Genomic DNA, 256 nt, shown 5'->3' on the forward strand with positions numbered 1-256 from the left:
AGCCAGAATCAGATGAAGTTAAACAACAAATTGATTGGTTGCATCAATTCACTCAAGCACGTATTCAATGGCGTGCAAAAAATGCCTTATTATTTAAAGAATCGGGCGATAATAAATTTGAGTTAGCTGAAGATGGCGAAGTAAAAGATATCCATGTTGAATATCGTCGCATTGCTAACCAAATTATTGAAGAATCGATGATTATCGCCAATATTTGTTGTGCGAGATTTTTAGCAGAACACGCTAAAACTGGTAT

The 256-nt window shown here is 35.2% G+C and carries 1 protein-coding gene; it reads left to right on the forward strand.

What is annotated here, in order from left to right:
• The coding region (locus PU683_RS22305; RefSeq protein ID WP_277174704.1) for an RNB domain-containing ribonuclease at nucleotides 1-256 on the forward strand (256 nt) is incomplete at both ends.

Origin of the sequence: Candidatus Kosakonia sp. 282A-S69, assembly GCF_029433855.1 — a bacterium.
Taxonomy (GTDB): Bacteria; Pseudomonadota; Gammaproteobacteria; order Enterobacterales; family Enterobacteriaceae; genus Kosakonia; species Kosakonia cowanii_A.